Raw genomic sequence first — 23,352 nt, forward strand, 5'->3', positions numbered from 1 at the left:
ACCCGGGAGCCCTTGCTCATTTGTTGCACGCGCCGTTCACCCAGCGAAATACTACGCAACCGATTGATTAACATTGGAAACCACCACAAAAAAACCAGATCCTGTCCAGGTCCGGTTTCACTTTTGTAACGTCGCTTTTGAGATTGTAACCGTGGCGAAAGCCTCTTCCTCGGTCATGCTGAGTGCAGTCGAAGCATCTCTACTGCGGCAGCAATCATTTACTCAGCGGGAGAGATGCTTCGGCTGCGCTCAGCATGACGTTCTAAAGCGATGCATAACGTCCCAAAGGCAACGACCCGAAAGCGACGTTCCATGATTCCACCCACCCCCCTCACCCACCCCCCTCACCCAGCTTACCGAGCCGGGCTGCTGTGGCGCACCCGGAACTCGGACGGCGAGAGCTGGTAGCGCGCCTTGAAGCTGGTGGAGAAGTACGACGGCGATGAGAAGCCCAGCTCGTAGGCCACTTCGGCCACGGTGAGGGCGTCGTCGAGCAGCAGCTCGCGGGCCTTGGTGAGGCGCAGGCCCTGGATGAAGTCCGTCACGCCCGTGCCCAGCACGGCCTTCACTTTGCGGTAGAGCTGCATGCGCGAGATGCCCAGGCTGCGGGCCACGTCCTCCACGCTCAGGTCGGTTTTGGTGAGGTTGGCTTCCACGATGGCCGTGAGGTCGGCCAGGAACTTTTGGTCGGGGCCGGCGGAGGCTCCGGGGGGCACGTCCACGGCCAGCTCGCGCCGGTAGTGGGCACGCTGGCGGGCACGGTTGGCCAGCAGCGTGCGCACGCTTTCGAGCAGAAAGGTGGGGTTGAAGGGCTTGGTGAGGTAGAGGTCGGCGCCGGCCTGCACGCCCTCCACCTGCTGTTCGGCGGCGTGGCGGGCGGTGAGCAGCACCACCGGCACGTGGCTCGTGCGCCAGTCGGCCTTCAGCTGGGCCACCACTTCCAGGCCGCTCAGGCCGGGCATCATCACGTCGCACACCACCAGGTCCGGAATCAACTCGGTGGCCAGCCGGAAACCGGTGTGGCCATCGGTGGCCGTTTCGACGCGGAACGCGGTGCGCAGCTTACGGGCCAAAAAGTCGTTCACCTCGGGGTTGTCCTCAATGACGAGCACCAGGGTTTCGCTGGCAGCTTCGGCGGCGGGCGCGTCCAGCGCCAGGGGCCCCGCTTCGGGCAGCGGCTCGGGCTCGTCGAGGGCAAACGTGCTGGGCTCGACGGGCCCCGTGGCGCGCAGGGCCGCGGGCAGCTCGCGCGGCAGCACCACCGCAAACGTGCTGCCCTGGCCCGCCTGACTGCTGAAGGTGAGCTGGCCCAAGTGCAACCGCACCAGCCCCTGCGCCAGGGCCAGCCCCATGCCCGAGCCCTTGGCCACGGCCCCCGCGTCGCCCTGGTAAAACCACTCGAAGATGTGGGCCCGGTCCTGGTCGCTGATGCCGCGGCCGGTGTCGACCACACTCACGCGCAGGCTTTGTCCGTCGCTGGCCGCTTGCAGGCTAACGGTGATTTGGCCGTGCTCGGGGGTGAATTTCAGCGCATTGGACAGCAGGTTGAAAAACACTTTGTCCAGGATGTTGCCGTCGAACCAGCCGGTCAACGCTGGCTCAGCGGCCACCAGCCGCAGACGGATGTCGCGCAGCCGGGCCGGCTTCTCAAACGCGTCCAGAATCTCGCGCACGAAGGCGACTAGGTCGCCCTCGGTGGCGCGCACGGCCATCTTGCCCACTTCAATCTTGCGGAAATCGAGCAGCTGGTTCACCAGTTGCAGCAGGCGCTGGGTGTTGCGGCGCACTAGGCCCAGGTCGTGGCGCTGGGCGGCAGACAGGTCGGGGCTGCTGCCGAGCAGTTCCTCCACGGGGCCCAAAATGAGGGTGAGCGGCGTGCGCAGCTCGTGCGAGAAGTTAGTGAAGAAGCGCAGCTTGGCCTCGGTGTCGGCGCGGGCCTGCTCGCCCAGGGCTTCCAGCTGGTTGCGCTGGTGCAGGATTTCCTCGTTCTGCCGCACCAGCTGCCGGTTGATGAGGTCGTTCTCGGCGTTCTGCTCGGCCAGGCGCCGGTTGATTTGGCGGTTGCGGCGGGCCGACTGCACCGCCAGGGCCCCCAGCGCCAGGGCTCCCAGCAGGCTGGCCAGCAGCCCGTACAGAATGGTTTGCTGACTGCTGTAGGTAGCGCGCAGGGTTTGCAGCAGGCCCTGCTGGCGCAGGATGTCGCCCTGCTGGCTGTTCATCTTCTCGGTTTGCTGGCGCATGGTCACCACGTTGGTCGAGTCGATGACGATGGTGCCCAGCGTGTTTTGGCGCTTGAAGGGCTGCTTGCCCAGGATTTTCAGCGCCGTGCGCATGGCTTCCTCCCCGCCCGGTGCGTACAGCACCGACGCTGTGAGCACGCCGCGCTGCACAAAGTCGATGCCCTCGCCCGGACCGGCCAGGCCGTCTACGCCAATGATTTTCACGCGGTTGGCAATGCCCAGCTGCCGGCATACCTCGTGGGCCCCGTGGCCCATGGCGTCGTTGTGGGCGTACACCAGGCCCACGCCGGGGTGCTGGCGCAGCAGCGCCGTCAGGGCCGGGCGCAGGGCCTGGTCCTTCCAATCGCCGGTGACCTGTCCTACCAGGCGCAGGCCGGGGTGGGCCCCCAGCTCGCGCGCGAAGCCCTGGTGGCGCTCGGTGGTGGCCGACGAGCCGGGGCCCCCGAGCACTTCTACCACGTCGCCCTGCTCGTGCAGCAGGCGCGCCGCGTAGCGGGCCGCGGTTTGGCCCACTTCCAGGTTGTTGCCGCCCACGTAGGCCGTGTAGCGCGGCGAGGCGGTGCGGCGGTCGAGCAGCACCACGGGCACGCCGCGGGCCACGGCTTCCTCCACGGCCGGCGTCACGGGCGCCGATTCGTAGGGCGACACAATCAGCAAATCGATGCCACCGTCGAGCAGCTCCCGGATTTGCTGGCGCTGCAAGGTGCTGTTGTCGTTGGCGTTCAGCATCCGCAGCTGCACTTCGGGGTGGAAGCTCAGCTCGCGGTCCATGCCCGCGCGCATGGCCTGCCGCCAGGGTCCGTTGGTGCTGCACTGCGAAAACCCGATGCGGTACGCGGGCGCCGGCGGCGCCGGGGCCCCGCACCCCGCCAGCAGGGCCAGGCCCAGCGCCCAGTGCCCCACCCAAAGCCCCAGCTTATTCAACGCTTTCGCCATGCTACCCAATGCCTAGCCTCCCCATTGTGCCAAAGATATGGTTTGATTGTGGGGACCCCACGGCGGGGGCCGTTTCGCGGCGGCGCCTTGGGCCATCCGGTACTGCGCAGGTTTTACCCGAAACTGCGCAAACCTTACCCCAAGTTAATGGGAAAATGGCGCACTACGGCCGGCCGCCGTAAATTTGCTTCCCGTTTGGCTTTTGCTCCCCTCCCACCCGTATGCCGCGCAAAAAAGTCTTGTTTCTGATTGGCTCGCCCAACCAGACCACGCAAATGCACCAGATTGCCGAGCTGCTGCGCGACGAGTTCGATCCGTTTTTCAGCCAGCTGTACTACGACGGCTGGCAGCGCCCCTTCTACCGCTTCCTCATCTGGTCGAACGTGCTGAAGGGCACCATCGTGACGGGCAACATCCAGGCCAAGGCCGACCGCTACCTGGCCGCCCACGGCCTGCCCAACGACTTCGAGGCCCGCGTGTACGGCCATCAGTACGACCTGATTGTGTGCTGCTCCGACATCATCGCGCCCTGGAACCTGCTAGCCAAAACCAAGTCGGTGTTCGTGCAGGAAGGCATGACGGACCCGCTCAACCGTTGGGCCCGCATCGTCAAGCGCTTCACCCGCTACCCCGTGCTCACCATCAGCACGGCCCTGAACGGGATGAACAATTGCTGCGACGTGTACTGCGTGGCCTCGGCCGGATACGCCGAGCACTTCCGGCAGGTTGGGGTGGACGCGGGCAAGCTCGTGGTGACGGGAATCCCGAACTTCGACGACATTGAGAAGCTGCGCCACAACAGCTTCCCGCACCGCAGCTACGTGCTGGTAGCCACCACCGACATGCGCGAAACCTACCGGCCCGACAACCGCAAGCGGTTCATCGGCGAGGCCACGCGCATCGCCGCCGGCCGGCCCATGTTCTTCAAATTCCACCCCAACGAAAACATGGCCCGCGCCACCGCCGAGGTGCTGCGCTGGGCCCCCGCCGGCACCCGCATCTTCGCCGAGGGCAACACCGAGGAGATGATTGCCAACTGCGCAGAGCTCATCACCCAGTACAGCACCGTGGCCTTCGTGGGCCTGGCCCTGGGCATCCCAGTGCACTCGTACTTCGACGTGGAGGACCTAAAGCGCAAGCTGCCCTGGCAGAACCACGGCACCTCGGCCCGCCGCATCGCCGACGTGTGCCGCCGCTACGCCAGCTTTGCGGGCAGTGGCCCGGCTTTCCTGAAACAGTACCAGCCCGAAGGTTTTGCCGCCCCCACCGCTGGGGCCCCTACAGCTACTGGGGCCCCCAGCGCCACCCCGGCCGTTGCCCAACCCCAACCCGCCCGCTCGTGAATATCCTCACCGTCATTCAGGCCCGCCGCGGCTCCTCACGCCTCCCCGATAAAGTGACCCTGCCGCTGGCCGGCCAGCCCCTGCTAGTGCGCATGGTCGAGCGCGTGCAAATGGCCAAGTTGGCCGGCCAAATTGTGGTGGCTACCACCACCGACGCGGCCGACGACGCCCTGGTGGCAATGTGCGAAGCCCACGGCATCAACGTATTCCGCGGCTCGCCCACCGACTTGCTCGACCGGCACTACCAGGCGGCGCTGGCCTTCGGGCCGGTGGATGCGGTGGTGAAAATCCCGTCCGACTGCCCCCTCATCGACCCCGCCGTGATTGACAGCGTGCTGGGCTATTATATAGATACAGCGGGCCAGTACGACTTTGTGAGCAACCTGCACCCCGCCACCTACCCCGACGGCAACGACGTGGAAGTGATGCCGCTGGGGGCCCTGGAAACGGCTTGGCGCGAGGCCCAGCGCCCGCTGGAGCGCGAGCACACCACGCCCTTCTTCTGGGAAAACCCCGGCCGCTTCCGCCTCGCCAACGTGGCCTGGGAAACGGGGCTCGACTACTCGATGTCGCACCGCCTCACCATCGACTACCGCGAAGATTACGAATTCATTAAGGCGGTATTTGAGGCCCTTTATCCGGCCAATCCGGCCTTCGGCCTGGACGATATTCTCGCTTTATTAAAACAAAGGCCGGACATTTACGCCCTGAACGCCAGCCTGGCCGGCGTGAACTGGTACCGCAACCATTTGGACGAGCTAAAAACCGTGGCTGCCGACCAAACCAAGGCTTTATAACATAACAATTAAACGTCATGCAGAGCGCAGCGAAGCATCTTTACTACGCCAGTAATCATATAGTTACGCGGTAAAGATGCTTCGCTGCGCTCTGCATGACGTTCTTTTCGTATCGACTCAATACCCGAAATGACTTCCGAAAAACAAGACGAACTAAAAGCCCTGGCCCTACGCGTGCGCGAGCACATCGTGCGCCTGAGCACCGACGGCGGCTGCTTCACTGGCGCTTCGCTGAGCTGCACCGACCTGCTGGTGTACCTCTACGCCGACTTCCTGAACATCAGCCCCGAAACGCTTGACGCACCCGACCGCGACTTCCTGTTCCTGAGCAAAGGCCACGACGTGCCGGCCCTCTACGGCACCTTCGCCGAGTTGGGCTTCATGCCCAAAGCGCGCCTGGCCAACCACTTGAAATCGAACGATTCCATCTACTGGCACCCCAACCGCTCGGTGCCGGGCGTCGAGTTCCACTCGGGCTCCTTGGGTCACCTGCCCTCCGTGGGCCTGGGCGTAGCGCTGGATAACCGGATGCGGGGCCTGACCAACCGCACCATCGTCATCACCGGCGACGGCGAGCTGAACGAAGGCTCTGTCTGGGAAACTGTGCTGGTGGCCGCTGCCCACAAGCTCAGCAACTTCACGCTGGTCGTGGACCGCAACCACTTCCAGGCCAACGTGGCCACCGAAGACCTGATTCCGCTGGAGCCGCTGGGGCCCAAATTCGAGGCTTTCGGCTGGGCCGTGCAGCGCATCGACGGCCACGACTTCGCGCAACTCGAAGCCGCCTTCGGGGCCCTGCCCTTCTCCGATGATAAGCCCTCGGTCATCATCTGCGACACGGTGCGCGGCCGCGGCCTGCCCAGCATCGAGGCCCGCGCCGACCGCTGGTTCTGCAACTTCTCGTCGGACGAGGTAGTGGAGCTTCTGAAAGAGCTGCACAGCCAGGAAGCCACCACGCTCACCTCGGAAACGCTGACGGTGCGTTAAGTACTGTAGCGTGGACTCTGCGAGTCCGCGACGCTCGCTTCGTCCTGCCGATGACCGTTCAACGACGCGGACTCGCAGAGTCCACGCTACTATTCTAACCTATATGAACTACGAAGAACTGATCAAAGAAACGGCCCTCGCCGACGACCGCCTCATCGTGATGACAGCCGAAAACCGCGCCCTCATCCGCAACCTGCCGGCCGTGCTGGGGCCCCGGTTCATCGACACCGGCATCACCGAGCAAACCCTGATTGGGGCGGCGGCCGGGCTCGCCCTGCGCGGGCGCATCCCGGTGGTGCACGCGCTGGCCACGTTCCTCACGCTGCGCGCTTTTGAATTCATCCGCACCGACGTGGGCATCGGCCAGCTGCCGGTGAAAATCAGCAGTTTCGTGCCCGGCTTTTTGTCGGATGGCAACGGCCCCACCCACCAGGCCATCGAAGACGTGGCCCTGATGCGCGGCATCCCCGGCATGACCGTTTTTGCGCCCGCCGACGAAGCCGACATGCTGGGCATGTTGCCCCAGATTTGGGCTTCGCCCAGCCCCGCCTACGTGCGCATCAACACCCGCCCCAGCACTTACCAGCACACGCCGTTCGAAATGGGCAAGGCCGAAGTAGTGGCCACCGGCACCGACGCCACCATTCTCGTGTACGGCATGCTGTTCGAGCAGGCCCTCATCGCCCGCGAGCTGCTCGAAGCCCAGGGCAAATCGGTGGGCCTCGTGAACCTGCGCACTCTCAAGCCCGTGGACGAAGCCGCACTGCTTCAAGTGGTGCAGGCCGGCGGCCTGGTCGTGACGCTGGAAGACCACTTCCAAACCGGCGGCCTCTACTCCATCCTGGCCGAGGTGCTGCTGAAGAACGAGCAAACCGCCAAGGTGCTGCCCATCGCCCTGAACGAGAAGTGGTACAAGCCCGGCCTGCTGAGCGAAGTGCTCGAATACGAAGGCTTCACCGGCCAGCACATTGCCCAGCGCATCGCCGAAAAGCTCGGCGCCAACCCCGCCGCCATCACCACCAAAACCGAAGTGGTGGAAAACGAATTCGCCGAGTAGTTACTCGTTCGTTGCCTTAATCGCCTGTCATGCTGACGAAGGAAGCATCTTATCGTGGCTGCTTTCGCCAGAACCACTAACCACTGCGGCGCAGGAGTGATAAGATCCTTCGCAAGCCCAGGATGACAATTCCCACTATGCCCAACACCGTTTCTTCCAACGCCAACTACCCCGACTTCACCGAGTCGGACGCGCTGTACGCCCGCGCCACTTCCATCATGACGCCGGTGACCCAGACCCTGGCCAAGGGCCCCGGGCAGTACACCAAGGGCGGGGCCCCCAAGTACGTGAAGCGCGGCAAGGGCGCTCACATCTGGGACGTGGACGGCAACGAGTACCTTGATTTTCAGATGGGTATCGGCCCCATTTCGCTGGGCTACGCCTACCCGCGCGTGGACGACGCCATTCGGGCGCAGCTCGAAGACGGCATCACATTTTCGATGATGCACGAGCTGGAAGTGCAGTTCGCCGAACTTATCCACGAGATTATCCCCAACGCCGAGAGCATCCGCATCAGCAAGACTGGCGCCGACGTGTGCTCGGCGGCGGTGCGCGTGGCGCGCGCCTTCACGGGGCGGCCCCACGTGCTGTGCTGCGGCTACCACGGCTGGCACGACTGGTACATCGGCACCACGAGCCGCGACAAGGGTATCCCACAGGAAAGCAAGGACTTGGTGGACGCCTTCGAGTACAACAACCTCGATTCGTTCAAAGAATTGCTGACGCCCGAGGTGGCTTGCGTGATTCTGGAGCCGTTCATTTTCGACGCGCCCAAGGACAACTTCCTGCACGAAGTGGCCCGCCTCTGCAAAGAGAACGGTACGCTGTTGATTTTCGACGAGATGTGGACTGGCTTCCGCATCGCCGTGGGCGGGGCCCAGGAGTACTTCGGCATCAAGGCCGACTTGGCGGTGTTCTCGAAGGCGTTTGCCAACGGGATGCCGATTTCGCTGCTCACCGGCCGGCGCGACGTGATGCAGCTTTTCGAGCAGGACGTGTTCTTCTTCACCACTTTCGGTGGCGAGGCCCTGAGCCTGGCCGCGGCCATGGCCACCATCGCCGAGATGCGCGAACAGAACGTGCCCGCCCGCCTCGCCGAGCAGGGCAACAAGCTCAAGGAAGGCTACAATAAAATCGCCGCCGACCTCGGCCTGAGCCAGTACACCAAGTGCTACGGCTATGACTGCCGCAGCATCGTCACCTTCGATGCCAGTGCCGGCAACCCCTTGGAAGTGAAGGCCTACGTGCAGCAGGAGCTGTTTAAGCGCGGCATCATGTGGGGCGGCTTCCACAACATGTGCTTCTCGCACACCGACGCTGACGTGGCCCACGCCCTGGCCATGTACGCCGAAGTATTGCCTCTGCTGAAAGAGGCCATCGAGGCCGGCGACGTAGCCGCCCGCCTGCACGGCGAGCCGGTGGAAGCCGTGTTCCGCAAGGTGAGCAACGCTGCGCCGGTGAAGGCGAAGTAAAGACTTAGGGCCCCCAAACGCTGGGGCCCTAAATCCCTTCCCTCCCAGGCCGTCATGCAGATAACCCAGGCCAATTTAGGGCCCCGGGCCAGCTTGCCTAATTCCTTTATGAACCTCTTCGATCTTACCGACAAAACGGCCATCGTCACCGGCGCCTGCGGGCTGATTGGCCGGCAGCACTGCGCGGCGCTTGCCGCGGCCGGCGCCAACGTGGTGGTGGCCGACATTAACCAGGCCGCGGCCGACGCGGTGGCGGCCGGCTTGCCCGGGGGCCCCCACCTGCCGCTGACGGTGGACGTAACTAGCCCTGAGTCACTGGCGGCGGCGCGCGACCAGATTATCCAGCAGTTCGGGCACATTGACGTGCTGGTGAACAACGCGGCCATCAACGACATGTTCGAGAACCCGGCGCTGGCCGCCGACCTCAGCAAGTTTGAGAACTTCCCGCTCGCCACGTTCCAAAAGGTGCTGGAAGTGAACGTGACGGGCGTGTTCCTGGCGGCGCAGGTATTCGGCACGCCGATGGCGGCGCAGGGCAGCGGCTCCATCATCAACGTGGCCAGCACCTATGGCATTGTGGGGCCCGACCAAAGCATTTACCGCAACGAGGCCGGCGAGCAAACTTTTTACAAATCACCCTCTTACCCCATGACCAAGGGCGCGGTGGTGAACTTTACCCGCTACCTGGCCGCCTACTGGGGCCCCCAGGGCGTGCGGGTGAACACGCTCTCACCGGGCGGCGTGGAAAACAGCCAGGACGCTTTTTTCGTGAAGCAATACAGCGCAAAGACGCCTCTGGGCCGTATGGCCGCCGCCACCGATTACCAAGGCGCCGTCGTGTTCCTGGCCTCCGAAGCCTCGGCCTACATGACCGGCGCCAACTTGGTGGTGGACGGCGGTTGGACGGCCATTTAGCGCTGTACCACGACTTGTAGCGCGGACTTTGTAGTCCGCGGCTCTCGCTTCGTACTACCGATTACCGCTCAACAATCACCGTGCAGCGCCGCGGACTACAAAGTCCGCGCTACAGCCTTCAACTCATCCTAAGTGAACCTAACCGACCTCCAAGCCCGCGCCAAGCGCATCAAACTGTTGCTGACCGACTGCGACGGCGTGCTCACCGACAACGGCGTGTACTACTCCGAGCGCGGCGAGGAAATGAAGCGCTTCAGCATCCGCGACGGCATGGCCGTAGAGCGCCTGCGGGCCGTGGGCGTGGAAAGCGGCATTATGACTGGCGAAACCTCGGGTTCGGTGCAAAAGCGAGCCGACAAGCTGCGCATCACGGAACTACACCTGGGCATTAAGGACAAGCCGGCGCGGCTGCACGAAATTCTGGCCCGCACGGGCCTGGCGGCCGAGGAAATTGCCTTCATCGGAGACGACACCAACGACGTGGAAATTTTGAAACTGGTGGGCTTGTCGGCTTGCCCTGGCGATGCCACCAGCTTTGCGCGGGCCGTGGCCGATTTCCACTGCGAAACGCGCGGCGGGCACGGCTGCTTCCGCGAAGTGGCCGAGTTTATTATTGCCAGCCGCTAAAATAAAGCGGCCGGTGGCGCGTCTGAGGCCCTAGGGCCCTAAACAATCCCGCGGCCCTGCTTATTTCGTACCATTATTTCTCCTATCCGGCCAGCTCCTGGCCCTCTCCAACCCACCCGCTTTGGCATGAGCACCGTCCAAATCAAGAAGAACCGCAGCATTGGCCCCGGCCAGCCCTGCTACATCATCGCCGAAATTGGCATCAACCACAACGGCTCCGTTGACATTGCCAAGCAGCTGATTGACGCGGCGGTGGCGGCCGGCTGCGACGCCGTGAAGTTCCAGAAGCGCACCCCGGAGCTGTGCGTGCCCAAGGACCAGTGGGAGAAGATGCGCGACACCCCCTGGGGCCGCATGAGCTACATTGACTACAAGCGCAAAACCGAGTTTGGCTTGGAGGAATACACGGCCATCGACGACTATTGCAAGGCGCGCGGCATCGACTGGTTTGCCTCGTGCTGGGACGAGCCGTCGGTGGATTTCATGGAGCAGTTTGCGCCCGTGCTGTACAAAATGGCCTCGGCCTCGCTCACCGACCGGCCCCTGCTCGACCGCGTGCGCGCCACCGGCCGCCCGCTGATGCTGAGCACCGGCATGAGCACCCAAAACGAAATCACGGACGCCGTGGCCTACGTGGGCCTTGACAACCTGATGATTGCGCACAGCACTTCGGCCTACCCCTGCCCCCCGGCCGAGCTGAACCTGCGCATGATCCAGACGCTGACGCAGCAGTTCCCCGGTACGCCCATCGGCTATTCGGGCCACGAAACCGGTTTGAGCACCACTGTGACGGCCGTGGCCCTGGGCGCCTGCTTCGTGGAGCGCCACTTCACCCTCGACCGCGCCATGTGGGGCTCCGACCACGCCGCCAGCGTAGAGCCCGGCGGCATGGCCAAGATGGTGCGTGACATCCGCGACACCGAAACCGGCCTCGGCGATGGCGTGAAGGTGGTGTACGAGAGCGAGAAAGAGCCCCTGCGCCGCCTGCGCCGCGAGGTAACGGCCGCCTAGCCTTAGTTAAGAGTGAAGAGTTAAAAGGCAAGTCCGGTTTCAACTCCTTTCCCACAATCTGCCGTACTACTTGAAACTATTCGGGCCGCTCGCTTTTTTAGTGAGTGGCCCGCTTTTCTAGGGCCCCACGCCCCAACCCATCCCGTTATGCTGGAGACGCTAAGCAGCTTTTACGAAGGCCTGAACCCGGTGGGCCGCACCACGGTCATCACCACGCCCATTTTGCTGTTGGCGGTAGTGGTGCTGCTGGTGCTCGAGCGCAAGTACCCGTACCGCAAGGGCCTGCCGTTCTTCCGCGAAGGGTTGTTCCTCGACCTGTTCTGGTACACGCTGGTGCAGAGCTACTTCCTGCAAATCCTCATTTTCGGGTTCATCATCGCGCCGCTGGCCAAGCACTTCGGGGCCCAGTTCCACTGGGTGAGCAGCTGGCCGGTGGCGGCGCAGGTGGGCTTTTTCGTGGTCACGCACGATTTTTACATCTACTGGTTCCACCGCTTCCAGCACAACAGCGCGTTTTTCTGGCGCACCCACGAGGCGCACCACTCGGGCAAGCAGGTGGACTGGCTGGCCGGCTCCCGCTCGCACATCGTCGAAATCATCATCAACCAAACCATCGAGTTTGCGCCCATCATCCTGCTGGGGGCCAACCCCATCGTGGTGCCCATCAAAGCACTGATCGACGCCGTGTGGGGCATGTACATCCACGCCAACGTGGACGTGCATTCGGGCAAGTTGCAGTACGTTATCAACGGACCCGAAATGCACCTGTGGCACCACGCCGACCACGAGGAAGTGTACTTCGCCAACTTCTCCACCAAGCTTGCGGTGTGGGATTGGCTGTTTGGCACTGCCTACCTGCCCGAGGGGCGCAAGCCCATCCGCTGGGGCCTGCCCTACGCGTTTCCGAAAGATTACTTTTTGCAGCACGCCTTTTCGGTGGTCCGCTTCGATGAAGGGGCCCTGGCCGAGAAGTCGGCCCTGTTCCGGCACTACCACGGCGTGCGCTTCCGGGTGCTGAGCTGGTTGGGCCGGCACGTGCCCGCGGCCAAGGCATTGCAAGGCTGGGAGGTACCCGATGGGGCCCCGGAAACGGTGGCCCGCCGCCCCGACGACAACCCCGCGGCCGCCGCACCCGTTACCCCGGCCGAGTCCTCCCGCCCCGTCAACGCCCTGTCTTGAGTCTAGTTGCTAATTCCGCCTGGGTATACTTATTCATCGCCTCTGTGATGGAAGTGTGCTGGAACTACAGCCTGAAATACACCAGCGTCGCCAAGATCAAGGCCATCGACTGGTCGCAGTTTTTCGCGGCTCCGGCCGGCATCTACGCCCTGCTGCCGGCCATTGGCTACGTGGCCTTTGGCGTGGCCAACGTGTTTTTCTTCTCCAAGGCCCTGAACCAGATACCCGCCAGCACCGCCTTTGCGGTTTGGATGGGCATTGCGCTGGTCGGCATCAAAGTCGTGGATACCCTCGTATTAAAGGAGCCGTTCAGTGCGTGGCACGTGCTGTACATCGGGTTCATTCTGGTGGGCATCGTGGGCCTGAAGCGCTCCGCGTAGGGCCCCCATTTCACTTTTCGCTGCCGCCATGATCCGCCTGATACTCGCCGATGACCATGCCATCCTGCGCGATGGGCTGCGGGCGCTGCTCGCCGCCGAGCCCAGTATTGAGCTGGTGGGCGAAGCCACTAATGGGGCCGAACTGCTGGCCCTGCTGTCCACCACCCCGGCCGACGTGGTGCTGATGGATGTGAACATGCCCGTACTCGACGGCTTCGAAACCATGCCCGAACTACAGGAGCGCTTTCCGGAAGTTAAGGTTTTGGTGCTCAGCATGCTCGACCACGAGCACTACGTACTGCGCATGCTACAAGCCGGGGCCCTGGGGTACGTGCTGAAGAATGCCGCCTTCCAGGAAATCACCCACGCCATCCGCACCGTGGCCATGGGCCACCGTTTTTTGTGCACCGAAATCGGACTCAGCATGCTTTACAAGGCCGCGGGCAATGGCCCAATGCCCGGGCCCGGCGGCGAACTGGCCGAAACCGCCGCTGGCGTGGGCCTCACAGCCCGCGAGCTGGAGGTGCTCAAGCTCATCGCCGAGGGCCTCACCAACGGCGAAATCGCCGACAAAGTCTTCACCAGCAAGCGCACCATCGAGACCCACCGCCAGAACATCATCGGCAAAACCGGCGCGAAGAACACGGCAGCCCTCATCAAGCTGGCCATCCAACAGGGCCTTATTAGCTAATAGTAACGCGCTGTTAATTAGCTAATTATTTTTGAATAACGGCCGGGGCCCTAACTCAGCACCCCACCGATGGTGCCGATGGTGAGGGCCACGATGGCCGTGTTGAACAGGAAGGAGATGAGCCCGTGCAGCAGGGCAATGGCGCGGATTTCGCGGCGGCTGATGCCAATGTCGGCCGTCTGGGCCGTCATGCCCACCACGAAAGAGAAATAGGCAAAATCGAGGTAGTTGGGTTCGAGCCGGGGCGCATCTTTTTCCTTGTCGTTGTCGTCGGGAAACGTCAGGCCCCCTTGGTCATGCCCCTGCTCATCAGCGTCGTAGTACGAATGGGCGTAGCGCAGCGTGAACACGCAGTGCACCAGCGTCCAGGCCAGGGCCACGGCCCCCAGGCCCAGCGCCAGGTGCAGGGCTTTGGCCGCCTTGGGCACGTCTTTAAGGGTGCCGAGCAGCCCCACCACCGCCACCAGGCTGGCCAGCGCCGCCCCAATCACCACCAAAAAAGCCAGCGTGCGGGGCAGGTCGGCGCTGGCCGCCACGCGGCGGATGTCGTCGGTATCGGCCGTGCGCATGGCCGCCAAAATCAGGAACAGGTTGACGGCCGCGAAGCCGTCCCAGGCGGCTACGGAGCGGGCTAAGGTACCCATCGAGGCGGGGGCCAGCCACGCGGCCAGGGCCCCCACGGCCGCACCAATGGCAAAGCGCCACTCCAGGCGCGCCAAGCGCAGCCAGATGCTGAGGGCTTCGGTAAGGGCGGCGGGGGTAGCGGGTTTGGCCATAGGGCCCCAAGGTAGGACCGGGCCGGTGTGGGTTGGCTGAATCTATCGGCCCGGTGGGACCCGGGCGCGGGCCCGCGGCCCAAGTTTTCTTTCCTTTGCCGGCATGAACCCTGCCCCCCTCTCCGGCCTTTACGCCCCCTCGCTCACCCTCGTCACCGATTTGTACCAGCTCACGATGGCCTACGGCTACTGGCACCAGGGCATGCAAGACCGCGAGGCCGTGTTCCACCTCTACTTCCGCAAGGCGCCGTTTCAGGGGGGCTACGCGGTGGCCGCCGGCCTGGCCCTGGCCGTGGACTGGCTGGAAAACCTGCGCTTTTCGGACGATGATTTGGCCTACCTCGGCGGCCTGCGCGGCAGCAAGGGCACGCCGCTGTTCCCGCCCGATTTTCTGGCTTACCTGCGCGACTTGACGTTTACCTGCGACGTGGACGCCGTGCCCGAGGGCACCGTGGTATTCGGCAACGAGCCGCTGCTGCGCATTCAGGGGCCCCTGCTGCAAGCGCAGCTGCTGGAAACGGCGCTGCTCACGCTCGTCAATTTCCAGACGCTCATCGCCACAAAATCGGCTCGCGTCCGCGAGGCCGCGGGGCCCGATGACCAGGTGCTGGAGTTTGGCCTGCGCCGCGCCCAGGGCTTCGACGGGGGCCTGGGGGCGAGCCGGGCGGCCTACCTGGGCGGGGCCGACGCCACCAGCAACGTGCTGGCCGGCCAGCGCTACGGCCTGCCCGTGCGCGGCACCCACGCCCACAGCTGGGTCATGTCGTTTGCCAACGAGGAAGAGGCCTTTACCGCTTACGCCCAGGCGTTTCCCGACGATTCGGTATTCTTGGTGGATACTTACGACACGCTCGACGGGGTGCGCCACGCCATCGAAGTGGCTCGGAAGATGCGCGCCCAGGGCCACGAGTTGGGCGGCATCCGCCTCGACTCGGGCGACCTGGCCTACCTCAGCCGCGGAGCCCGGGCGTTGCTCGATGAGGCTGGGTTCGATAAAGTGCGCATCGTGGCCAGCAACGACCTGGAGGAGAACCTCATCACCAGCCTCAAGCAGCAGGGGGCCCGCATCGACACCTGGGGCGTGGGCACCCAGCTCGTGACGGCCTACAACCAGGCGGCCCTGGGGGGCGTGTACAAGCTGGCCGCCCTGCGCACCGCCGACGGTACCGGCTGGGATTTCACCATCAAGCTTAGCGAGCAGATTGCCAAAACCAGCATCCCCGGCATCTTGCAGGTGCGCCGCTACCTCGACGAGCAGGGCCACCCGCGGGCCGACATGCTCTACAACACCGCCGCGCCGCTGCCCGAGCGTCTCGTGCTCGTCGACCCCAACGACGCCACCCGCCGGCGCCCCGTGCGCCCCGGGGCCCCCTTCCGCGAGCTGCTGGTGCCCGTGTTTCGCCAGGGCCGCCGCGTACTCGACCTGCCCACTCTGGCTGAAAGCCGCGCCCTCGCCCGCCAGGAAGTGGCTAGCCTCGACCCCACCGTGCGCCGCTTCCTCAACCCCCATACCTACCCCGTGGGCCTGGAGCTCAGCCTATACGACTACCGCACGCAGCTCATCCTGGCCAAGCGCCCCCAGCGCCCGGCGTAGGGGCTCTGTGGGCCCCAACAATGTGCAGGTATCAGGTTGCACCCAGAATGAACACGGCACATGAATACCGGCCTAAATACCAGTAGTTTTAGAATTCAATAAGAGTACTGCGATGCTAGAGCGAAAAATTCTACTAGCAGCTATATTATTCATTATAGCTATGCTCCCAAACTGCTCCAATATGTGGGGTGGTCGGGTTCAAATGGACACCGAGCTAAGGTAGGTTGAAAAGGTAGTGGAGTTCGATTTCGAGTGGGGTGCAGTAGCCCAGGGCAGAGTGCAAGCGTTGGGTGTTGTAGTAGTGGTCCAGGTACTCGGCCAATTCTAAGCGGGCCTCTTCCAAATCGGTAAAGCAAGCCCCACGAGGTAGCAATTCAGTTTTGAGCGTGCTCCAGCCGCTCTCGGCCAAGGCGTTATCGTAGGGATTGCCCGGCCGACTCAGACTGGCAATGGCCTGGGTACGGTCGAGCAGGGTGGTAAACGCCTCGCTGGTGTACTGGCTGCCGCGGTCGGCGTGCACGAGCAGACCGGGTGGCGGCTGGCAGATGGCCACGGCCCGGTTGAAAGCGGTCAGAATCAAGTCCGTGTGCAACGACTCGCTCACGTGCCAGCCCACCACGCGCCGGGAAAAGGCATCGCGCCAGCAGGCCAAATAGGCCCACTGCCCGGTGGCCAGAGCCAGGTAGGTGATGTCGCCGACCCAGATTTGGTTCGGACCCGTAGCCGCGGGCCAGGTGGCGAGCTTGTTAGCGGCGGCCACGGCCTGCGGGTCGGCTTGGGTAGTGCGCGGCGACCGGGAGCTGGCACGCGTGCAAAGGGCGCGTAAGCCACTGGCGCTGAGCCAACCGCGCAGACGTTGCCGGCCCACCGCGTGGCCTTCGCGCCGCAGTTGGGCGCGCAGTCGGCGTTGGCCGTAGCGGCCGGCGTGGGTGGCAAAGACGCGCTGGGCTGCCACTTGCCAGGCGGGCAACGCCTGTTCGGCTGCCGCAGCGGGGACGCGCTTTTGCCACGCGTAGTAGCCGCTGGGACTGACGCCCAGCAAGCGGCACTGCTGCCGTACGGGCCAACCGGGAGCGTGTAAGGCAATGAAAGCGAAGCGTTTCATCGGCCCGTCGGTTGCGAAAAGATGGTCAGCGCTTTTTTTAAAATGTCGCGCTCCATTTCGGCGCGGGCCAATTGGGCCCGCAACTGCTTATTTTCCTGCTCCAGCGCCTCGCTACCTGCTGGACGAGCGGCTTGGGCGCGAGCTGCCCGCACCCACTTGCCCAACACGGCCTCGCTCATGCCCAGCGCCTGCGCGACCCGCGTCGCCGCTTGCCCATCCTGGTTTACGCGGCGAACCGCTTCGGTCCGAAAGGCCGCATCATATTTGGTTCGCGGCCGTCTACCGGCTGGTTTTTCTGCTTCCATGACAAGGGAAAGTTACTTTCTCCATGTCCATTTTTACCCGACCACCTCAATGCAAGAAACCAGACAATTCGAATCAGATAATAGATGGTTCAGAATAATCTATCCAAAAGCTTGGCAAGTAGAATTCGAAGATGGCATTTATACCCTCACGAAAGCAGACGATTCAAGTTGGGCCTTCCAAATATCTGCTTATAAAACAGTTAATGATTCCATTCCAAACTTTGATATTGATGAGGAATTACAGCGCATAGTTGAAATTCATCCCAAAGCCAAAATAGTAGCCTTGCCCAATCGGAAAGCAATTTATTATACTGAGCGCAGAGATGATTCTTTACTGTATATCTGGATAATTGGCGGGAAAAAATGCAAGGCTTTTTGTAGCTACACTGCAGATGCGTCCACTACACAAAATGCGAACCTCGACGCCTCACGGCAAGTAATTAATACCATGAAGCTTCAATAAAAAGTGGCTGAAACTCTTAGATTTTCAGCCGCTTTTGCGTTTGCCGCAGGGGCCCTATTACATGTGAATGGCGCGGTTATCCGTGGCTTTGGGTTCCCAAGCGCCAATGACGATGCCGGTGCGCTTGATTTCCTGGACGAAGGGGTTCCAATTCGTGAACTGCTCGGGCGAGAAGGTGTGCGGCTCGATATCCACGTGCTTGACAACAGCGCGGATAAACGGTTTCATGTCAATAAATGCCGCTCCGGTGAAGCCATCAGCTACCAACGCTAAGTCAATATCAGAATATTCGTGCTGTTCGTTGCGGGCGAACGACCCGAACAAAATGGCTTGGCGCAGCGGAATACCCAGTTGCTGCAACTCATCCAAGAATTGCCGGACACGAACTAAGGCAGTTTGCTGAGTAACCATAATCGAAGTGATTCTGCCTCCTGCAACAGGCTGCGAGTATATTGTTCAGTTGCCTGCTGGCTAACGACTTGCTGATAGTCAGGATAACGGCCTTCTAACTGAAAACGGTTCAGGTCAGCCGCGGTATTCTCATGATCCGCAGAAGCTACCAATTGGGTAGCCGTCCACAGCCGAATGATGTTGTGGGTCCGCGGCGGGTGGTCGTCTACATTGTCCTGGACCCAGTGCGCCTTGCTGAGCTTCTCAATCGTGAGATGGGCAAAAAACAGGCATTGTAAGTGCCGATTGGCACGAAAAAGGTCATGCGCCGCCAACCAATCCGATTCAGCGGTTTCCTTCCAGTACCGGATATGGTCAGCCTTTAGCATAAAAGTAAAGGAATAAAAAACGGCCGAAGCTACAAAAGCTCCGGCCGTTTAGTGTGCTATAGGGGCCCTATTACATGTGGATGGCGCGGTTATCCGTCGCGGCCAGGCAGGCTTCCTTCATGGCCTCGGCGTAGGTGGGGTGGGCGTGGCTCATGCGGGCCACGTCCTCGGCGGAGGCGCGGAACTCCATGGCCGTCACGGCCTCGGCGATGAGGTCGGCGATGCGGGGCCCGATCATGTGCACGCCCAGGATTTCGTCGGTCGTCTTGTCGGCCAGCACCTTCACGAAGCCGTCGGTGTCCATGCTGGCGCGGGCGCGGCCGCTGGCTTTGAAGGGGAACGAGCCCACCTTATAGGCCTTGCCCTCCTGCTTCAGCTGCTCCTCGGTGTAGCCCACGCCGGCCACTTCAGGCCACGTGTACACCACACCCGGGATGAGCAAGTAGTTGATGTGCGGCTTCTGGCCGGCAATGGTTTCGGCCACAAACGTGCCTTCTTCCTCGGCCTTGTGGGCCAGCATGGCGCCGCGCACCACGTCGCCGATGGCGTAGATGCCGGGCACGTTGGTTTGCATATGTGCGTCGACCTTGATGCGGCCGCGCTCTTCCATCTGCACGCCGGCGGCTTCCAGATTCAGGCCCGCCGTGTAGGGCGAGCGGCCCACGGCCACGAGGCAATAATCGCCTTCCAGCTTCAGCTCCTCGCCTTTGGGCGTGGTAGCCGTCACGGTCACCATGTCGCCGGCGCGGGTAGCGCCGGTCACCTTGTGGCCGAGGTAGAACTGGATGCCGATTTTGCCCAAAATGCGCTTGAGCTCCTTACCCAGGGCCAAGTCCATCGTCGGGATGAGGCTATCGGTGTACTCCACCACCGACACCTTGGCGCCGATGCGGGCGTAAATCGAGGCCATTTCCAGGCCAATCACGCCGCCGCCAATCACCACCATGTGCTTGGGCACTTCGCGGATGGTGAGGGCCTCGGTGCTGGTGATGATGCGCTGCTTGTCTTGCTGAATGAACGGCAGCACCGTGGGCTTCGAGCCGGTGGCGATGATGACGTTCTTGGTTTCGATCTGCTGGGCCTCGCCGCCGCCGGTGGGCGCAATGCTGATGTGGTTCTTGTCAATGAACGAGCCAACGCCGGCCAGCACGTCGATTTTGTTCTTCTTCATCAGGTAGGCAATGCCGTCCACGTTGGCTTTCACCACACCGCCCTTGCGGTCCATCATCTGGTTCATGTTCACGGCCAGGTCGTTCAGCTCAATGCCATGCTCCTTGAACGTGATGTGCGCGTTGTGGTAATGCTCGGTACTGTCGAGCAGGGCCTTGCTCGGAATGCAGCCCACGTTGAGGCAGGTGCCGCCCAGGGTGGGGTATTTCTCGATCAGGGCGGTTTTGAAGCCGAGCTGGGCGCAGCGAATGGCCGCCACGTAGCCGCCGGGGCCGCTACCGATTACCGTAACGTCGTACTGGTTCATATAAAGCGAAAAGGTCGGTTAAACGCCTAAAGGTACGGCGAAACCGGCCGTGGCAAAGGCTCCCAGCGCCCCCCGGGGCCCCATAAAATCCAAAAAGCCCAACCGTAATACGGCTGGGCTTTTCAGCATTCCTTATCCCACTAATCAAGGCATTCGGCGTTGGCGCGCAGCACTTCGCGGGCAACGGCCAGGTTGGTGTCGCGCGTGTTGACTACCAAGTAGATAAACTTATTACCACTCGTGCTCAGCTTGATGAGGTGCAGTTGGTTGGTGAGCGAAATCAGGATGTCCTCAATCGTTTCGCCTTACAGCTTGAGGGCGGCCATGGCCTTCTGCTTTTGCTTCACCACCTCCGTGTTGTAGGCCGCGGCCGTGTCGGGGTTGATGGCCGGCGAGTTCGAGTGCGAGGCTAGGCTCATGCCCGACGTGGTGTCCGCCACCGCCACCGCCACCGCCACCGCCATCAGCTGTGGCAAGTTTCAGAGAGCAGGCGTGTGGCCGTTTCCTTGGCCGTGCCCACCAGGGCCGCCAGGTCGTCGCGCGAGGGGGAGATGGTGAACGGCGTGGCCGCGTCGGCGGCGTCTTGGTAGGTGCGCTGCAACAGCAGCAGGGCCTCGGCCAGCCGCTCGCGCACGGGCTTGTAGGCCAAGTGCAACATGCGTTCCTCAGCCTCGCTCATGCCTTGGGCCATCAACTGCATCAGCGATACCGAAAACGGTACGTTGGAGTGCACCAACCGCAGGAAATCGGTGCGCGGCACGAAGCACACCACGCAGTCGTCAAGGGCCACGGCCGAGGTCGAGTAGCGGCTTTCGGTCAACAGCGAGCGGTAGCCCAGTACGTTGCCGCCTTTGGACAGGCGCACAATCTGCTCCTTGCCGTCGCCGCCCACCCGCGTCACCTTGATGCGGCCCTGGCGCACGCAGTGCATCCCCAGCGTGGCGCTGCCCGCGCTAAAAATCGCCTAGCCGTTCTGGTACACCTACGACGTCTTATTCTCGGCAATCATGCCGAGCTCGTCCAGCTGGCAGCAGCCCAACAGGGCCCCCTTGCGGTTGGGGCAATCCGAACAAGTCGGTGCGGCAGGGCAGCTCATAGGATAGTGCTAATGGATACAACTTACTAAAGTTAACGCGACGCTTTTACATAAGCGAGAAAAATAATGTTAAACCGGCATATACCGTTGTTCATCTGCCAATTTTACCTATATAACCGGCGGCAAACGTAAAACGCCCGGCGTGCAGATTTGCACGCCGCGTTTTACGTTTCGCCCTACTTGCCAGGGCCCTATTTTTTGGCCTGCGTCGCCACCCAGGCCGAGCCACCGGCCACCACCAGCGCGTCTTCGCCCAGGCCCACCAACGACGTGTTGGTGTGCGTGCGCTCACTAATGGTTTTGCGCAGCCAGAACGTGAGGAACGTGGAGGCCACCGCCCCCAGGCTGCCCACCAGGGCCCCACTCAGGGCGCTGCCCCCGCGGGCTTTGTAGAGCGTGGCGCCCACTAGGGCCCCCGAAGCGGCCCGGGCCCCTACCTGCTGGGGCTCGGTGCGGTTGCCCGTCTTGGGCGACTTATCGCCCACCAGCTCCATGCCCAGCAGGCCCTTGAGGGTGCTGGCCACGGTAGGGTTTTGCAAGAAGCGCAGCGGCGACTGGGCCAAGCCCTTGGGCCGGGCCTGCCCGCTCAGGTAGTGGCTGAGGAAGGTGGGGCCGCTGGTGGCGCGCATACCAGTCAGGGCCCCCAGGCCCAACACGGGCCAGAAGCGGGCCGTGGGGGCCGGCTTGGGCCAGTTGGGATCCTTCTTAAACTTGGCGGCTTTTAGTTTTTTGGCTTTCATAAAAAAGATAAGGCTACGGACCGGGCGCACGTGCCCGGCTCGTAGCCTTAACGGAAACCGCGGCCCGAAGGCTGGTTTTATAACGCTGCCCGCGCGGGGGCCCTACACGCCCAACAGCAGGCGGGTGGGGTCTTCGAGCAGCTCCTTCACCCGCACCAGGAAGCTGACGGACTCGCGGCCGTCGATGATGCGGTGGTCGTAGCTGAGGGCCAGGTACATCATGGGGCGAATCACCACCTGGCCGTTCTCGGCGATGGGGCGCTGGATGATGTTGTGCATCCCCAGGATGGCCGACTGCGGGGCGTTGATGATGGGCGTGCTCAGCATCGAGCCGAATATGCCGCCGTTGGTGAGCGTGAACGTGCCGCCCGTCATCTGCTCGATGGTGAGCTTGTTGTCGCGGGCCAGCGTGGCCAGGCGCACCACTTCCTTCTCAATGCCGTCGAACGAGAGCTGCTCGGCGTTGCGAATTACGGGCACCACCAGGCCCTTGGGGGCCGATACGGCGATGCTGATGTCGCAGAAGTCGTTGAATACGATGTCGGTACCGTCAATCTGCGCGTTTACCGACGGCCATTCCTTCAGGGCCACGCACACGGCCTTGGTGAAGAACGACATGAAGCCCAGGCCCACGCCGTTTTTCTCCTTGAACTTGTCCTTAAACTTGGTGCGCAGGTCCATAATGGGCTGCATGTTCACCTCGTTGAAGGTGGTGAGCATGGCCGTTTCATTCTTCACCGATACCAGGCGGCGGGCCACCGTTTTGCGCAGGTTGCTCATCCGTTCGCGGCGCTGGCCGCGGCCACCAGCAGGGGCCCCAGGGGCCGCTGTTGCGGCCGGAGCCGGAGCCGGGGCTGCCGGAGCAGCTTGCGGCGCGGCAGGGCCGCGGGCTTGGCCTGCGCATTCTGGGCATCCTCCTTGGTGATGCGGCCATCGCGGCCCGAGCCGGCCACGTCGGCGGCAGCCACACCCTTCTCGTCCAGTATTTTACCAGCGGCCGGTGAGGGCACGCCGGTGGCGTACGTGGCGGCACCAGCCGCAGCGGGCGCCTGGGCCATAGGCACGGCCGCCGCCGGGGCAGCGGGGGCCGCCGCAGCCGGAGCAGCCGCCGGGGCCCCACCACCACCTTCGATGCGGGCAATGAGGGCCCCAATACCGATGGTTTCGCCCTCTTGCGCCGCGTGGCGCAGAATGCCTTCGGCCTCGGCGGGCAGCTCAAACGTGGCTTTGTCGGACTCCAGCTCGGCAATTACCTCGTCGCGCTTCACGGCGTCGCCGTCTTTTTTCAGCCACTTGGCAATGGTCACTTCCGTGATGGATTCGCCGACGGCGGGAATTTTGATTTCGGTGGGCATGGGAAGCTAGAGGCAAAAACGTGAAGA

Annotated in this window: 23 protein-coding genes and 1 pseudogene; 13 read left to right on the plus strand and 11 right to left on the minus strand. The window is 62.9% G+C overall.

The window, feature by feature from the left end:
• Positions 1-353: 353 nt before the first annotated feature.
• Positions 354-3,176 carry a substrate-binding domain-containing protein gene (locus BEN49_RS01855; protein ID WP_083325677.1) on the minus strand — a complete coding sequence of 941 codons (2,823 nt, stop codon included), beginning with the start codon at positions 3,174-3,176 and terminating at the stop codon, positions 354-356.
• Positions 3,177-3,397: 221 nt separating this feature from the next.
• Between BEN49_RS01855 and BEN49_RS01860 the strand changes: the two genes are divergently transcribed.
• The 11 genes from BEN49_RS01860 (at position 3,398) to BEN49_RS01910 (ending at position 13,635) form a co-directional block, all read left to right on the plus strand.
• Positions 3,398-4,519, plus strand: coding sequence for a CDP-glycerol glycerophosphotransferase family protein (locus BEN49_RS01860; RefSeq protein ID WP_070739957.1), 1,122 nt, complete (start codon positions 3,398-3,400; stop codon positions 4,517-4,519).
• A complete protein-coding gene (locus BEN49_RS01865; protein ID WP_070739960.1) occupies positions 4,516-5,316 on the plus strand; it encodes a cytidylyltransferase domain-containing protein in 801 nt (266 codons plus the stop codon). Before BEN49_RS01860 ends, BEN49_RS01865 begins: the two co-directional genes overlap by 4 nt.
• 129 nt (positions 5,317-5,445) lie before the next feature.
• On the plus strand, positions 5,446-6,303 hold the full coding sequence (locus tag BEN49_RS01870; RefSeq protein WP_070739963.1) for a transketolase: 858 nt from the start codon (positions 5,446-5,448) through the stop codon (positions 6,301-6,303).
• Between the two features lie 103 nt (positions 6,304-6,406).
• Positions 6,407-7,360 carry a transketolase family protein gene (locus BEN49_RS01875; protein WP_070739966.1) on the plus strand — a complete coding sequence of 318 codons (954 nt, stop codon included), beginning with the start codon at positions 6,407-6,409 and terminating at the stop codon, positions 7,358-7,360.
• A gap of 122 nt (positions 7,361-7,482) precedes the next feature.
• The gene (locus BEN49_RS01880; protein WP_239691773.1) at positions 7,483-8,832 is read left to right on the plus strand and encodes an aminotransferase class III-fold pyridoxal phosphate-dependent enzyme; all 1,350 of its coding nucleotides are present in this window, start codon (positions 7,483-7,485) and stop codon (positions 8,830-8,832) included.
• Between the two features lie 108 nt (positions 8,833-8,940).
• The gene (locus BEN49_RS01885; RefSeq protein ID WP_070739972.1) at positions 8,941-9,747 is read left to right on the plus strand and encodes an SDR family oxidoreductase; all 807 of its coding nucleotides are present in this window, start codon (positions 8,941-8,943) and stop codon (positions 9,745-9,747) included.
• 132 nt (positions 9,748-9,879) lie between these two features.
• On the plus strand, positions 9,880-10,374 hold the full coding sequence (locus BEN49_RS01890; protein WP_070739975.1) for a KdsC family phosphatase: 495 nt from the start codon (positions 9,880-9,882) through the stop codon (positions 10,372-10,374).
• A gap of 126 nt (positions 10,375-10,500) precedes the next feature.
• Complete coding sequence (locus tag BEN49_RS01895) at positions 10,501-11,385, plus strand: N-acetylneuraminate synthase family protein (RefSeq protein ID WP_070739978.1); 885 nt, start codon at positions 10,501-10,503, stop codon at positions 11,383-11,385.
• A gap of 147 nt (positions 11,386-11,532) precedes the next feature.
• Positions 11,533-12,564, plus strand: coding sequence for a sterol desaturase family protein (locus BEN49_RS01900; RefSeq protein ID WP_070739981.1), 1,032 nt, complete (start codon positions 11,533-11,535; stop codon positions 12,562-12,564).
• A gap of 47 nt (positions 12,565-12,611) precedes the next feature.
• Positions 12,612-12,944 carry a DMT family transporter gene (locus BEN49_RS01905; RefSeq protein WP_070739984.1) on the plus strand — a complete coding sequence of 111 codons (333 nt, stop codon included), beginning with the start codon at positions 12,612-12,614 and terminating at the stop codon, positions 12,942-12,944.
• A 28-nt stretch (positions 12,945-12,972) separates the two neighbouring features.
• The gene (locus BEN49_RS01910; protein ID WP_070739987.1) at positions 12,973-13,635 is read left to right on the plus strand and encodes a response regulator; all 663 of its coding nucleotides are present in this window, start codon (positions 12,973-12,975) and stop codon (positions 13,633-13,635) included.
• Between the two features lie 50 nt (positions 13,636-13,685).
• On the opposite strand, the gene BEN49_RS01915 is transcribed toward BEN49_RS01910, so the two are convergent.
• The gene (locus BEN49_RS01915) at positions 13,686-14,411 is read right to left on the minus strand and encodes a DUF1345 domain-containing protein (RefSeq protein ID WP_070739990.1); all 726 of its coding nucleotides are present in this window, start codon (positions 14,409-14,411) and stop codon (positions 13,686-13,688) included.
• 103 nt (positions 14,412-14,514) lie between these two features.
• On the opposite strand from BEN49_RS01915, the gene BEN49_RS01920 reads away from it, so the two are divergent.
• On the plus strand, positions 14,515-16,005 hold the full coding sequence (locus BEN49_RS01920) for a nicotinate phosphoribosyltransferase (protein ID WP_070739993.1): 1,491 nt from the start codon (positions 14,515-14,517) through the stop codon (positions 16,003-16,005).
• A 214-nt stretch (positions 16,006-16,219) separates the two neighbouring features.
• Here the strand turns inward: BEN49_RS01920 and BEN49_RS01925 are convergent, their stop codons facing one another.
• Both BEN49_RS01925 and BEN49_RS01930 read right to left on the minus strand, forming a co-directional pair.
• Entirely contained in the window at positions 16,220-17,110 is an 891-nt protein-coding gene (locus BEN49_RS01925) for an IS3 family transposase (protein WP_070739996.1), read from the minus strand.
• Positions 17,107-17,415, minus strand: a complete 309-nt coding sequence (locus BEN49_RS01930; RefSeq protein ID WP_070740000.1) for a transposase — start codon at positions 17,413-17,415, stop codon at positions 17,107-17,109. The genes BEN49_RS01925 and BEN49_RS01930 overlap by 4 nt, the downstream gene beginning before the upstream one ends.
• A 49-nt stretch (positions 17,416-17,464) precedes the next feature.
• On the opposite strand from BEN49_RS01930, the gene BEN49_RS25210 reads away from it, so the two are divergent.
• A complete protein-coding gene (locus BEN49_RS25210; protein WP_158022715.1) occupies positions 17,465-17,878 on the plus strand; it encodes a DUF3805 domain-containing protein in 414 nt (137 codons plus the stop codon).
• A gap of 57 nt (positions 17,879-17,935) precedes the next feature.
• On the opposite strand, the gene BEN49_RS01935 is transcribed toward BEN49_RS25210, so the two are convergent.
• The 7 genes and pseudogenes from BEN49_RS01935 to odhB form a co-directional block, all read right to left on the minus strand.
• Positions 17,936-18,247: a nucleotidyltransferase domain-containing protein gene (locus tag BEN49_RS01935; RefSeq protein WP_158022716.1), complete on the minus strand. Its 312-nt coding sequence runs from the start codon at positions 18,245-18,247 to the stop codon at positions 17,936-17,938.
• 17 nt (positions 18,248-18,264) lie between these two features.
• Positions 18,265-18,657 (minus strand): HEPN domain-containing protein, encoded by a 393-nt coding sequence (locus tag BEN49_RS01940; protein WP_070740005.1) that lies wholly within the window; start codon positions 18,655-18,657, stop codon positions 18,265-18,267.
• A 70-nt stretch (positions 18,658-18,727) separates the two neighbouring features.
• Positions 18,728-20,134: a dihydrolipoyl dehydrogenase gene (lpdA, locus tag BEN49_RS01945; RefSeq protein WP_070740008.1), complete on the minus strand. Its 1,407-nt coding sequence runs from the start codon at positions 20,132-20,134 to the stop codon at positions 18,728-18,730.
• Between the two features lie 305 nt (positions 20,135-20,439).
• Positions 20,440-20,610 (minus strand): hypothetical protein, encoded by a 171-nt coding sequence (locus BEN49_RS27485; RefSeq protein ID WP_158022717.1) that lies wholly within the window; start codon positions 20,608-20,610, stop codon positions 20,440-20,442.
• Positions 20,598-21,095: a Crp/Fnr family transcriptional regulator gene (locus BEN49_RS01955; RefSeq protein WP_262490167.1), complete on the minus strand. Its 498-nt coding sequence runs from the start codon at positions 21,093-21,095 to the stop codon at positions 20,598-20,600. The genes BEN49_RS27485 and BEN49_RS01955 overlap by 13 nt, the downstream gene beginning before the upstream one ends.
• 326 nt (positions 21,096-21,421) lie before the next feature.
• Positions 21,422-21,970 carry a DUF4126 family protein gene (locus tag BEN49_RS01960; RefSeq protein ID WP_083325678.1) on the minus strand — a complete coding sequence of 183 codons (549 nt, stop codon included), beginning with the start codon at positions 21,968-21,970 and terminating at the stop codon, positions 21,422-21,424.
• A gap of 102 nt (positions 21,971-22,072) precedes the next feature.
• Positions 22,073-23,316: pseudogene (gene odhB / locus BEN49_RS01965) on the minus strand (2-oxoglutarate dehydrogenase complex dihydrolipoyllysine-residue succinyltransferase); the annotation flags it as partial.
• Positions 23,317-23,352: the final 36 nt, after the last annotated feature.

The organism is Hymenobacter coccineus, from assembly GCF_001816125.1.
In the GTDB taxonomy this organism is placed as follows: domain Bacteria; phylum Bacteroidota; class Bacteroidia; order Cytophagales; family Hymenobacteraceae; genus Hymenobacter; species Hymenobacter coccineus.